The 12325-nt window shown below is 61.5% G+C and carries 14 protein-coding genes and 2 pseudogenes; 11 read left to right on the forward strand and 5 right to left on the reverse strand.

The window, feature by feature from the left end:
• Positions 1-34 precede the first annotated feature (34 nt).
• The gene (locus JM946_RS27845; protein ID WP_218043143.1) at positions 35-1252 is read right to left on the reverse strand and encodes a cytochrome P450; all 1218 of its coding nucleotides are present in this window, start codon (positions 1250-1252) and stop codon (positions 35-37) included.
• Between the two features lie 282 nt (positions 1253-1534).
• On the opposite strand from JM946_RS27845, the gene JM946_RS27850 reads away from it, so the two are divergent.
• Entirely contained in the window at positions 1535-2395 is an 861-nt protein-coding gene (locus tag JM946_RS27850) for an alpha/beta fold hydrolase (RefSeq protein WP_203170712.1), read from the forward strand.
• Between the two features lie 41 nt (positions 2396-2436).
• Here JM946_RS27850 and JM946_RS31830 read toward each other — a convergent pair.
• Positions 2437-2595 (reverse strand): annotated as a pseudogene (locus tag JM946_RS31830) (helix-turn-helix domain-containing protein); the annotation flags it as partial.
• A 141-nt stretch (positions 2596-2736) separates the two neighbouring features.
• Between JM946_RS31830 and JM946_RS27855 the strand changes: the two are divergent.
• From JM946_RS27855 to JM946_RS27865, 3 genes are all read left to right on the forward strand, one after another.
• The gene (locus tag JM946_RS27855) at positions 2737-3141 is read left to right on the forward strand and encodes a nuclear transport factor 2 family protein (protein ID WP_203170713.1); all 405 of its coding nucleotides are present in this window, start codon (positions 2737-2739) and stop codon (positions 3139-3141) included.
• A 180-nt stretch (positions 3142-3321) separates the two neighbouring features.
• Positions 3322-3735 carry a DoxX family protein gene (locus tag JM946_RS27860; protein WP_203170763.1) on the forward strand — a complete coding sequence of 138 codons (414 nt, stop codon included), beginning with the start codon at positions 3322-3324 and terminating at the stop codon, positions 3733-3735.
• 58 nt (positions 3736-3793) lie between these two features.
• The gene (locus tag JM946_RS27865; protein ID WP_203170714.1) at positions 3794-4444 is read left to right on the forward strand and encodes a helix-turn-helix domain-containing protein; all 651 of its coding nucleotides are present in this window, start codon (positions 3794-3796) and stop codon (positions 4442-4444) included.
• Positions 4445-4604: 160 nt separating this feature from the next.
• Here the strand turns inward: JM946_RS27865 and JM946_RS27870 are convergent, their stop codons facing one another.
• Both JM946_RS27870 and JM946_RS27875 read right to left on the reverse strand, forming a co-directional pair.
• A complete protein-coding gene (locus tag JM946_RS27870; protein ID WP_203170715.1) occupies positions 4605-5171 on the reverse strand; it encodes an antibiotic biosynthesis monooxygenase in 567 nt (188 codons plus the stop codon).
• 107 nt (positions 5172-5278) lie between these two features.
• Positions 5279-5935 carry a hydrolase gene (locus tag JM946_RS27875; protein WP_203170716.1) on the reverse strand — a complete coding sequence of 219 codons (657 nt, stop codon included), beginning with the start codon at positions 5933-5935 and terminating at the stop codon, positions 5279-5281.
• A gap of 350 nt (positions 5936-6285) precedes the next feature.
• Between JM946_RS27875 and aac(6') the strand changes: the two genes are divergently transcribed.
• Entirely contained in the window at positions 6286-6780 is a 495-nt protein-coding gene (gene aac(6') / locus JM946_RS27880; RefSeq protein ID WP_203170764.1) for an aminoglycoside 6'-N-acetyltransferase, read from the forward strand.
• Here aac(6') and JM946_RS31835 read toward each other — a convergent pair.
• A pseudogene (locus tag JM946_RS31835) lies at positions 6732-6869 on the reverse strand (integrase); the annotation flags it as partial. The gene aac(6') and the pseudogene JM946_RS31835 overlap by 49 nt on opposite strands.
• A gap of 6 nt (positions 6870-6875) precedes the next feature.
• On the opposite strand from JM946_RS31835, the gene JM946_RS31840 reads away from it, so the two are divergent.
• The 6 genes from JM946_RS31840 (at position 6876) to JM946_RS27910 (ending at position 12324) form a co-directional block, all read left to right on the forward strand.
• Positions 6876-7013: a helix-turn-helix transcriptional regulator gene (locus tag JM946_RS31840; RefSeq protein ID WP_203170765.1), complete on the forward strand. Its 138-nt coding sequence runs from the start codon at positions 6876-6878 to the stop codon at positions 7011-7013.
• 651 nt (positions 7014-7664) lie between these two features.
• Entirely contained in the window at positions 7665-8165 is a 501-nt protein-coding gene (gene nusG / locus JM946_RS27890; protein WP_230980018.1) for a transcription termination/antitermination protein NusG, read from the forward strand.
• Positions 8166-8680: 515 nt separating this feature from the next.
• Positions 8681-10102, forward strand: coding sequence for a cysteine--tRNA ligase (cysS, locus tag JM946_RS27895; protein WP_203170718.1), 1422 nt, complete (start codon positions 8681-8683; stop codon positions 10100-10102).
• Positions 10102-10863, forward strand: a complete 762-nt coding sequence (locus tag JM946_RS27900; protein ID WP_203170719.1) for a metallophosphoesterase — start codon at positions 10102-10104, stop codon at positions 10861-10863. The genes cysS and JM946_RS27900 overlap by 1 nt, the downstream gene beginning before the upstream one ends.
• Positions 10864-11192: 329 nt before the next feature.
• Positions 11193-11699 (forward strand): transcription termination/antitermination protein NusG, encoded by a 507-nt coding sequence (nusG, locus tag JM946_RS27905; protein WP_203170720.1) that lies wholly within the window; start codon positions 11193-11195, stop codon positions 11697-11699.
• Positions 11700-12006: 307 nt separating this feature from the next.
• Positions 12007-12324: a hypothetical protein gene (locus JM946_RS27910; protein WP_203170721.1), complete on the forward strand. Its 318-nt coding sequence runs from the start codon at positions 12007-12009 to the stop codon at positions 12322-12324.
• The last annotated feature ends 1 nt before the right edge of the window (position 12325 follow it).

Below are 12325 nucleotides of genomic sequence, written 5' to 3' on the forward strand. Positions count from 1 at the left end.
TGTTAAGAGTGGTGATGTGCGGAGCGACGCATCACTACGCGGCCCATCGAACCCGCAAGTCTCTTACGCTGCGAATGCCCCCGCTTCCGTGCACGATCGCGGGGCCGCCGTCGAGCTCGAGATTCGGCAGGCGCTCGCTCAACGCCGCCAACGCCTCCTGCAACTCGATCTTCGCCAGTGTCTCGCCGAGGCACCGGTGAACGCCTCCGCCAAACACCAGATGACGGCGAGGATGATCGGTGCGCCGGATGTCGAACTTGTCCGGGTCGGCGTAAACCGAGGGGTCTCGCAAGGCCGACAGCGTGGACAACGAAACAATGTGACCGCGCGGCAACATCACTCCGTCCAGCGCAATGTCATCGACGGTGACGCGCGCGAAGGATGCGACGGAGGGTTCGTAGCGCAGGCATTCGAGCACCGCGCCTGGAATGAGAGTGCTGTCCTTGCACACCGCATTCCACTGTTCCCGGTGTTCCAACAGCAAGGATGTTTGTATCGCGAGTGCTCCGCGCGTGGTGTCGCTGCCCGCGAGCAGCAGGGTTACGATCTGAACCAGCGCCTCGACGTTCGACAGCGTCTCGGATCCATCGAGGGCGGTTGCATACGAAGTCAGAAAATCCTCGCGCGGGCGCAGCCGCCGGTCCTCGAGCAGATCGTGCACGTAAGAGATGAGCTCGCCCGACACCCTTTGCAGCTCCGGCACGTCTTCTTGTGAGAATGACGAGCTCAACGCGCGTGCCAGGCTGTAGACGCGGCGGGTGAAATCCGGAATGTCGGATTCGGGCACGCCGAGAATGGCACAGATGACGCGTGCCGGGAGCCAGTTGGCAAAGTCCGAGATGAAGTCCATGGCGCCGCGCCGGTAGTGCTGATCGATGAGTTGCTCGGCGATGCTGCGGACTCGAGGACGCAATTCGGTCATCAGATCGAATGCAAACGCCTTGGCCAGAGGCGCTCGCCGCTGCCTGTGTTGAACCCCATTGCTCAGCAGGAGCGTGTTCGCCATGAACTGCAGCAGCGGTCCATCCACGACGCCACGAGCCCGGGCCAGCTGCGTTTCCAGCTGACGGGTGCGAGGATCGGTTATCAGCGCTTCCACATCCGCCGCGCGGATGGCGATATAGACGCCATCCTCTCTTTTCAGCAGAGGCGTCATTGGGCGGTGCTTACGGAAAATCTCGTGCGGGTCGCGGTCGAGCGACGCGATGGCCCAGGTGTAGCGTGCGTCGAGCTGAGAAAGGGTCTGTGTCATCTGTTGTCTTGCCATGAAGGACGAATCGTTTCGAAAGAGCGCTGATGAGGGTTAAGGCGACGGCGCCTGGATGGTGCCGAACCCCCGTTCGGCGCGACAGAGAATGCGCTGGAGCGCGGGCGCGAGCGCGTTAAAAGGAGTGAAGTTGCGCAGAACGTCGTCACACTGGTTGCTCAGGTGCGCTCGTCGTGAGTGCCGGCTCGGGTCGTTGCAGCTCATAACAGCTGCTGCATACGATAAGTCTCACCATTCAGCACACAGCTGAAGCAGATTGAGAGAAATATGAACGAGACGCGCAGGGTCGTACCGACATCTCACGCATCGATCGCCGTGGTGGAGCGCGGCGAGGGCGCTTTGCCCGTGCTGTTCATTCATGGAAATTCTTCGTGCAGTGCTGTGTTCGATGCGCAACTACGCAGCCCTCTGGCCGAGGAGCACCGGCTGATCGCAATCGATTTGCCGGGCCACGGCGATTCGAGCAACGCATTCGATCCTCAGCGCAGCTATACGCGGCCGGGTTTCGCGGAGGCCGCATGCGAGGTGCTCGAGCACCTGCATGTCGAATCGGCGGTGATCGTTGGCTGGTCGCTCGGCGGCCACGTCGCCATCGAAATGCTGGCTCGCTCCAAGAGCATTCGAGGTGCAATGATCGTCGGGGCGCCGCCCATCCCTCCGGACGGCTGGGCGCAAGGCTTCATCCACTCTCCACATTCCATGCTCGCAGCGTCAGCGGAGTGGGCGCCCGATGAGGCCGAAGCCTTTCTGGCGCGCGTTTATGGCCAGTTGCCCGAGCGGCGCCTGCGCGCAGCCGCGATTCGTGCCGACGGGCGCATGCGGAAGCGACTTTTCGAGGCGGCGCGCGAAGGCGCGGGTGTCGATCAGAAGCGCACGGTTGAGTCCAGCCAGGTTCCTCTCGCCGTGGTCAACGGCGGAGCCGACGCACTCATCAATCTGGACTACTTCGATACCGTTTCCTACGCGAACCTGTGGGAAGGGCGCTGTCACCGCCTCGGACATCTGGGGCACGCGCCCTTCTGGGAAGCACCCGCTTTGTTCACGCCGTTGCTCGAACGTTTTCTGCAGGATATCCAGGCGGGCCGCTGTCGCTCGCCGTCCTGCTTCAGTGCGAGCACTAGAGCATGAGTTCGATCCTTGGCGCCCAGCTTCGCGATGATGCTTTTCATGTGCGTCTTCACCGTGCCTTCGGTGACATTCAGGGTCTCCGCGATCTCGCGGTTGGCGTTGCCACGCGCAAGCTTCTTCAGCACCTGTATCTCGCGCGGTGACAAGGCATCGTCGCCGGCGTGTTGGGCCAGCTCCACTGCGATTTCCGGAGGCACCACGCGCCGGCCGGCGTGGACGGAGCAGCGGGCACCCGGCCGACTTACACCGTTTTACACCTCCTTACGAGCGCGTGGATGCGCGATGCCCGACCATAGGAGCAGTTCAATCGAGGGCGGGCGACCCTCGCAGGAGGCTTTCGCGTGGGCAGTCGCTCGTGCAATCCGGTCTTACCCGTCAAAGTCGCGCGATTCTTCGAGGCAGCCAACGCCGGCGATGTTGCTGGGCTGCTGCGAGTATTTGCCCCGGACTCGATCGTCAACGATCAGCTGCAAGAGTGGCGCGGACTGACTGCGATAAGGCGGTGGGCCGAATGCGATGTAGTCGGACAGCAACTGTCGCTTCGCGTCGTGCATTGGATCGAGCACTACGGCCACTGCATCGTCACCGCCGAGGTCGACGGCAACTTCGATAAGCGCGGGCTCCCAGACCCGCTGGAAGTTCATCTCTATTTTACGTTCGCCGAAGACAAGGTAGTGCAGCTGGTCATGCTGCGAGACCTGTCGGGTACTGCTCGATTAGACGACCTGTTGCGCGGCTCGCGTTAAGAGCCGCGACGCCCTCGACTGAAGATCTCTTTACAGCTGCTTTCAACTCCTTACTCGGTATGTGCGCGAATCGCGTCCATGATGATCGCACCAGGCACACAGACCAGGAGAAAACTCGTGATCAACGAATGGCCGACGAGGATCGTGGGACCGTCCTGGCGCGCCAGCGCCGCACCGCTAATGCATCGTCTCGCGCTGCTGCTGCTGTGCGCAGCGTACCTGCAGGGCGGCTTCACGAAGCTCATCGATTTCGAAGGCGCTCTGGCGGAGATGCATCATTTCGGCCTGACACCAGCGCTGCCGTTCGCGGTCGCGACGATAGCCCTCGAGCTCGCCGCGTCCGCCGCGATCGTGATTGGATTTTATCGATGGCTTGCCGCTCTGGCGCTCGCCGCGTTCACGCTCGCTGCAACGCTAATCGCGAATCGCTTTTGGGAAGCGGCTCCGGTTGAGCAATTCGCGATGACCAACAGCTTCTTCGAGCATCTCGGCCTCGTCGGCGCCTTTCTGCTGGTGGCCTGGTACGACCTCGGGGCTGCAACGCCAGCCGACGCTGCGCCATCGCCGGAGCCCCACCGCAGAGATCATCGGTGAGCTCGCTCCGATCATTACCGCGGAGTTCTGCCAACGCTTGCTTCACAGGGAGATTTCGATGGCCAGTATCGCAGTGTCCGATAGCCAGGGGAGTGAAAGCCAGGCGAGCGAGGCGCCGCTCGCAGCGACCTTGCTGGAACTGCTAAACATCGTGCAAGCCGCAGTGGGTCGCGATCATCAGGCTGCGCAGGAGTGCCTGGCCGACGCAACTGCCTTGCTCCTGGCCAACCCCGTTCGCGACAGCGCATCGCATGTTGCCTCGCCTGCGTTGCGCGGCGGTTTTCCGCGCTGGCAGGCCAATCGTCTCGCCGCGTACATCGAGGAGAATCTGAGTCAGCCGATCAGCACCGCCGATCTGCTCGCGCTCACGCGGGTCAGCGCCGGTCACTTCTTCCGCTCGTTCAAGGCGACATTCGGGGAAGCTCCGTTCGCGTACATTGCGAGGCGGCGGGTCGAGCGCGCGCAGGAGCTGATGCTGACGACCAATGAACCCCTTTGCCAAATCGCGCTCGCCTGCGGGCTGTGCGACCAGTCGCATCTGACGCGCCGATTTCGCCGACTGGTGGGAGTGACTCCGAGAGAGTGGCGCCGCGAGCATGCGAGCCACTCTCTCGCTGGAGCGCGGGCGGAGCAGCGGGGTACTCCCAGGTTCTCACACGTGCCGATGGTCGGCGGCAGACTCGCCATCGATAGAACGGCGAAACCGTGACGTTGCAACGGAGCGCATGCCGATGCGGAGTCGCCGGTGGTGCGTTCGGACGCGTTCGCGAGATCGAGTCACTCAACCTGCACAAGCCGCTTCCGTGGCTGCACACAGAGCGCCGTCGATACGAAGGCGGTCGCCCGAGCGTGCGCGCGTGCCTTGATCTTCACGGCACGCGCGGTTGCAGCCAGCGCTGGAAGATGTGGGTCAACACAGGCATGAATCCCCACGCCAACGAGGCCACGACGAGCGCGTTCACGATCAGCAGAGTGGCAAGCATCGGCAGCGGGCCGAGCACCGCAGGCACTGCGCTCGAGAAGATGTAGACTGCCGGATTGACGCCGACCCAGGTCAACACAGCCATCTTCCAGTGAGGTGGCGGGCGATCGCTATCGCGAAAGAAAGCTTCGAGCCCGTACAGCTTGCGCTTCTGCGGCTCGCCTTGCACGAGCGGACGCACCTCGTCCTGCCAGCGCAGGTACGTATCGGACGCGTAGAACTCTCGCATGTCCGCTTCGCTCCGGAATGTTCGCAGCACGCCGTATTCCTGTTCGCTCGAGCCGGGGACGGCCCGGATCAGATACGCGCCGGCAACGCCGGGCCGCTGTGCGGCCGCTGCGAAGAATTCGGTCAGTTTCGCTTCGAACTCTGCCTCGCAGCCTCTGCGCACCTTGCGCAGAATGGCGACGTGCACCAAGGAGCTCGAGTTATCGACAGCAGCCGCGTTTGTCATGGCATCTCTCGATTCGACCACGAGGATCCGACCCGGAGCGACGATCGCACCTGCAGACTCGGGAGCACCTTCGTCGAGTCCGGGCGGAGCTGGCAGATCGGGACAGGTCAATGACCTTCCGACGCGCCGAACATCGTCTTCGCATAGATGTAGCCGATGCCGTAAGCGCCACCGAAGCGCTTGGAGATGTCGCCTGTGAGACCGTAGGTGGTCGCGCGTGCCCAGTCCCGCTGCAGCTCGAGCAGGTATTGCAACGAGGTAATCGGTTGCGCACCGGCCTGCACCATGCGCTGGATCGCGACCTGGTGAGCTTCGGTCGAGATGTCGCCGCACGCATCGCAGATCACGAAGACCTCATAGCCCTGTTCGATCGCGGAGAGCGCCGGAAGTACGATGCATACGCTGGTCCACAGGCCGGCGAGGACGATGCGTCGCTTTCCGATCTCGTTGACGCGCTTGATGACTGCAGCGTCCTCCCAGGTGTTCATAGAGGTCCGATCGATGAGCGGCAGGTTTGGGAACGGATCGGTCACTTCGCTGAACATCGGCCCGGAGAAGCTCTTCTCCGCGACCGTCGTGAGAATCGTCGAGACCTCGAATCCCGCGGCTGCATTCGAGACCAGCGCGGCATTGTTTCGCAGCGATATCGCATCGATCGAATGAGTCGCGAACGCCATCTGCGACTGAAAGTCGATCATCATCAAGATGTGATCCTTCGGAGTCAGCAGCCTGGAACCGGGTGCGGTAGTTGCCTTGGCGGACATGGGGTACCTCGTCGTGGGTGCCTGCAGATGAAGAGCTTCGCACTGGTGGAGCGACTGCGTCCGAGAGCTCGCCAGTGCGAGCCCGCAGAGACTGTCGTTCAGACCACGCTGAGGAGTGTGTGCTTGGGCCGCTGCACGCCGCTTGCGCGTCAGTGATGCCGATGGAACGCGGATGCTGTTGCTGTCAGTCGGTCCGAGGTCGTTGAGTTCGAGAGCCGCCCGGAGCCTTGAAGACGTATGCCTGCTGCGTCCGGGTTATAGTGGCGGTATCGAATGCGTTCGCCGATGCTCGCGCGGCCGCACGGAATGCACTTCCTCAAGTTGGCTTCTATCAAGTTGGCCCTGAACCAATGATCACGATTCGGAATGCAACCGCAGAAGACGCGAATGCCTGGCTCGAACTGCGATGCGCACTATGGCCCGAGGGCTCTCTTGATGAGCACCGAGCGGAGATTGCGAGCTTTCTTGCGGGTAGCGCTCGCGAGCCGCAAGCCGTTCTGCTCGCCGAGGATGACGACGGCCGGATCGTCGGTTTCGTAGAACTCTCGATTCGCCCATACGCGGAGGGCTGCAGTTCAGACCGCGTCGCCTTTCTTGAAGGCTGGTATGTCGAGGCTGAATCCCGGCGTCGCGGAATAGGGAAGGCGTTGGTTGCCGCCGCGGAGCGCTGGGGCATCGGGCAGGGTTGCACCGAATTTGCTTCGGATACGCAGGCGGACAACGAGATCAGCCGAGCCGCCCACGGTGAGTGCGGCTTCACCGAGGTCGCTGTCATTCGGTGTTTCAGGAAGGAGCTCCTGCCTAGTTCATTGAGCAACGTCGACGCAGTCGATCGGAATCCATGACCGGTGTGCTGTTCGTGGCTGAATCCGCGACGACGCAATGCTGCGTTGATCGTGTGGTCGCTGATGGGCCGCTTGTTTGATCTCAGCGAGCGAAGATCGCTCTCGCCTGTGGCGTTCATGACCAGAGCCATTTCACACGAATGTTCGCCAAAGCGTTCGGATTCTCTCCCGGCCGGTATGCGGATTGCGTTCGCGATCAGAGCGGCCAAGTAGTCCTGAACCTGTCCGTCTGACCGCAAGCCCATCCCGCCCGAGCCGATGAAATCGCTTTCATCAGCCATCCATCCGAGTTGACCCGTCATCCGGGATCGTTCGCCGGTCGACATTCCGATCCGCTCTGCGGCTCGAAGATGAACGCACGGCCGAAGATGCTCTGCGTGCGATCAAGAATCGCGATACTGCAGCAGCGGGTCCATCGCCGACGCGTTCACGTCATTTGTCGATCACGGCAGCAATCAGCGTCACGAGAGTGAAACAGAGCGGCCTTTGCATGCGGCCAGTGGATTGAGTCTGTGTCGCACAACCCTCGCGGCGTCGCCTCGATTCGACTACAGAGTAACCGGCAACGAACATATACACCGAGGTATCGTCAACGTCGTGCACGCGAGCGGTGCGCTCATCGAGCGACGATTTCATTCTTTGCGCACATTGAATGTGGCGCGATTTGGGTTAGGCTTTACCCGGAATGAATCGTCGCGCGCTGGCCAGCGGTTTGCATCAGTCCCCGCGTAGGCGATTTCTTCTCACTGCAACCTGGCCGCAATGAACTCTACTTGTGCGTCGGCCGAGTTGTAGCAAACGAGTCAGGCGATCGTCATGCGACGGCAATATGGCGCGCGATATTTTTGCAGCAGGGAAGCGCATCGAGGGAAGGCGCGACATCGATGGGGTCAAGCGTTGAACCGTGGTTCGTGCTTCGCACGCGTTGCCACCACGAGAATGCGGTGCAAAACGAGCTGGAACGAAAGCAAATCGTTTCGTTTCTGCCGATGCGCACGATCGTGCGCCGTCGCAGCGAGCGTCGATCGCTGCTGAGAGTGCCGCTTTTTCCGGGCTATGTTTTCGTTCAGCCACGCGCGGACGAATTTCATGAAATCCGCTGCATTCGCGGCTCTTGCGGCTTTGTGCTGGCAGGAGCGAGGCCCGCGCCGATGTCGGAGCAGGAGCTCGAAGCGGTGCGCATCATCGTTGGCAGCGGCGCCGCGCTCGTAGTGAATCCGCAGCTCATTCCGGGTCAACGTGTCGCAGTCGTCGCCGGGCCCTTCATGGGAGTGCAAGGCGTGTTGACGCGCGTGAAGTGCCAGCAGCGCCTGGTGATCAACGCGCATCTCCTCAACACGAGCGTGAGCGTGGAGGTCGACGTCGATAAGATCATCGTGTTGTGATCGACGCGCGATATGTTTTGACACGCGAGTGCACTCGCGAGTGACGATGCCAAACGAGTCAGCGTCATATTTGTTTCTTGATCTGGCGATTGACACGAAGGTTGGATCTGCTACCTTCCCGACCGCACAGAGGATTGTTAGAAACGTGGCGCAGTTGACGTGACGGGGCGGAGCGTACCCGAAAGTCAAAGAAGCAACTTCAAACGCAGTTCGAATCTCACTGTTTTTGTTAGAGAGCAATAAGCGCCTCGCATCTCGCGAGTATCGCGCGTCTGGCCAAAACACCGTAGCTAACAAGCACATCCCGCCGGATTTTCAACGGCGGCGTCTCGTGCGCACACCTGCATGATTGCTTTCCCGACTATCGCAGCGACTGCAGCGATGGCAGGGATTTCTGCGTGCCGTAAAAGGGGCAATCGGTCCGTTTGGCTCTGCATGTACGCATGCATGACGTCGCGTACGACACTCGGCAACGCAACTCGTTCTGCGGTGAAATGGTTCCGGAGTTCACGCGCATGCCTATTCAGATATTCAACTCGCTGAGCGGCCGCAAGGAAGAATTCCGCAGTCACGAGGCGGGCGTGGTCCGCATGTACGTCTGCGGAGATACGGTTTATGACTTCTGCCACATCGGCCATGCGCGATCCAAAGTTGCATTCGATACCGTGCGGCGATATCTGGAGTACCGCGGCTATCGCGTCGTCCACGTGCGGAACATCACAGACATCGACGACAAGATCATCCAGCGCGCGAACCAGAACGGCGAGAGCATTCAATCGCTGACGCAGCGTTTTATCGCAGCGATGCACGAGGACTACGATCGTCTGGGCATCCTCCGGCCGACGCACGAGCCGAGGGCGACCGAGCACATTGGCGGCATCATCGCGCTGACTCGGCGGCTCGTCGATAAAGGCCATGCATACGTCGCTGCCAACGGCGACGTGATGTATTCGGTCGCGAGCTTCGCGGAGTACGGGCGACTCTCCGGCCGCGATCTCGACGATCTGCGAGCGGGGGCGCGCGTCGCGGTCGACGAAGCCAAGCGCGATCCCGCCGATTTCGTGTTGTGGAAACGTGCCAAACCCGGCGAGCCTTGCTGGCCCTCGCCGTGGGGCGATGGGCGCCCCGGCTGGCACATCGAATGTTCCGCCATGTCGCTGGATCTGCTCGGGTCGCGCTTCGACATTCATGGCGGCGGAATGGATCTGAAGTTCCCGCATCACGAGAATGAAATCGCGCAATCGTGCGCGGCGACCGGCGATACGTTTGCGACCGTTTGGATGCACAACGGTTTCGTCAACATCGATGATCAGAAGATGTCGAAGTCTCTCGGCAACTTCTTTCGGATTCGCGACGTGCTCGGCTCGGGTTACCTGCGCGATCCGGAAGTGCTGCGATTCTTTCTCGCCTCCAGCCACTATCGCGGTCCCATCAACTATTCGCTGGTGCAGATCGAGCAGGCAGATGCCGCGCTGTGCCGGCTCTACACGGCGCTGCGCGACCTTCCGGAAGCCGCTGCATGGCGGCCGAGCGCAGCGACGCAACGATTCGAGGAGGCGATGGACGACGACTTCAACTCGCCGGACGCCATCGCCGCGTTACAGACACTCGCGACGCAAATCAATCGTGCGAAGTCGTCAGGCGAGATCGCGACAGCCGCGGCACTGGCCTCCGAGCTGAAGTCGTTGGGGCGAGTGTTGGGCGTGCTTCAACTCGCGCCCGAAGAGTTTTTGCGCAAGTCGAAAGTCGCGCACGAGCTTGGCGAGCAAACGCCTGACATGAGCATCGCGAGAATCGAGTTGCTGATTGCGGCGCGCAGCGTGGCTCGTGCCGCGGGCAAGTTCAAAGAGTCGGACAGCATCCGCGACCAGCTTTCGCACGCGGGCATTCTCCTGGAAGACAAGCCGGACAAGACCACGACCTGGCGTCGCCTCTGATGCGGCTGTTCGCGCTGTCCGATGTGCACGTCGATTACGAAGCCAATTTCAAATGGGTTCGCAATCTCTCCAGGATCGATTATCGCGACGACGTGTTGATTCTGGCGGGCGACGTTACACACCATCAGTCACAGCTCGCCGCTTGTCTGGACACGCTGGTGGGGCGCTTCAGAAATGTTTTGTTCGTGCCCGGCAACCACGACCTGTGGGTTTGGGGCGAGGAACGCGAGCAGACGTCACTGCACAAGTTTGCCCGTGTCGTGGCCACGGTCGAGGCAAGCGGCGCCGTGATGCAGCCGTCTTGGTACGGGCAGACGCTGATCGTGCCGCTGCTCGGATGGTACGACTACAGTTTCGGGGCTCCTTCGGAGGAGCTACGGCAGATGTGGATGGATTATCGCGCGTGCCGCTGGCCCGAAAAATTCGAAGTCGAGGACGTGGCTGCGCATTTCGCCGGCTTGAATCGCGAGGTCGCGCCGGCGGCCGCGACAAGAGTCATTACGTTTTCGCATTTTCTGCCGCGGGTTGACCTGGTCCCGGCATTCGTGCCCGCTCGACATCGCGTGCTCGATCCGGTGCTCGGCAGCACTCGGCTGGAACGTCGATTGCGTCAGCTGCGCTCCACGCTGCACATCTATGGGCACAGCCACATCAATCGACGCGTTCGACTCGACGGCGTCACGTACGTGAACAATGCCTTCGGCTATCCCAGCGAATCCGGCATGACCGCCAGAGAGCTGCTGTGCGTGGCTGAGATCTGACACAGGCCCGGAAGCGGGGCGCTCGAGCGAGCTCGGGCAATGCAGCTTCACCATCGGCACGCGCGTGCCGTATTCACCGCCAGACAGCCGGCACCGTGACCGCGCCGGCCGATGGTCTTTCCAGCAATTCGCTCCTACGGCCGAGTACCGGCCGCGCCTTGCGCCGACCCGCCAGATCTCGATTCGACCGCTGTTGCAAGCGTCCGAGCATTCGCGACGGCCCGAGTTATCGGGCGCGGCGCTGATGAAGGGCGCGAGGAACTGGCGTCGCTACGTCATGGCTTGGCGGTTCGCAAGCGGCTCGGGGCGATAGAACAGGGAGGCACGAGATGATGATGCAGTCGAGCGTTGAACCTTGGTTCGTTCTTCGGACCCGAAGCCATCACGAGAACACTGCGCATAACGATCTGCGGGTCAGGCGCATCAATTCCTATTTGCCGTTGCGCACGGTGACGCGAAATCGCAATGGCCGCAGGACTCCGATGCAGGTGCCGCTGTTTCCAGGTTATATATTCGTGCAGCCGCGCCTGGAGCAGTTCGAGAACATTCGCTACGTGCGCGGTTCCTGCGGGCTCGTGCTGCATGGAATGAAGCCTGCGCCCATGCCCGAAAAGGATCTGGAAGCAGTGCGAATCCTGGTTGGCAGCGGCGCCGCGCTCGCTGTGAATCCGCAGCTCATTCCCGGCCAGCGCGTCGAAGTGATCGCCGGTCCCTTCATGGGCGTGCAGGGCGAGCTGATTCGCGTGAAGTGTCAGCAGCGCCTGGTGCTGAACACTCATCTGCTCAACAGCAGCGTGAGCGTGGAAGTCGACGCGGACAAAGTCGTGATCTTGTGAGCGACGCTCGCGGAATGTTTGCAAATCTGGTTCGAGTTTCCGGTTGACACGAGAGCTGGATTTGTTACTCTGCAGCTATCCAAAAACGTTCCCTCGCATCGCGTGATCAAACGTGACAGGGCGGAGCGTACCCGAATGACGAACAGCTCATTCGGCATCTCATCCAAGTGTTGATCCTGCGGACCTGCGCTCGCCTCCCGAGCGCACTCACCGGCTTCGTTACTTTCATTCTTGGATTGCACAGCTCTTCGCGCGTGGCGAGGAGTGTTCGTTCGTGCGCGCGCTTCGGCAATCCCATGGAGGCGCTATGGCGATGCAAACTTTCGAAGAGCTGGCGGACGAAGACCTGGACCGGATCGAAGCTCGAGCGGCGGCCGCGACCACCGGACCCTGGTTCTCATATGTGGCCGGCCGCGATCCGGAAGCCGACGGCAGCTTCATCGAGCTGGGCAGGTGTAACGAAGTCGGGACCTTCGAGTCCATCGAGCTCGTCGGCGCGACGGCAGCCGACCAGGACTTCATCGCCAGCGCGAGGCAGGATGTGCCGATGTTGCTGCGTGCAGTTCGCTGCTTGCGCGCCCGCCTGCGCTACGAATCCGTTTCGAACAAGAACGACTCGCACTAGA

The organism is Steroidobacter gossypii, assembly GCF_016801985.1.
In the GTDB taxonomy this organism is placed as follows: domain Bacteria; phylum Pseudomonadota; class Gammaproteobacteria; order Steroidobacterales; family Steroidobacteraceae; genus Steroidobacter; species Steroidobacter gossypii.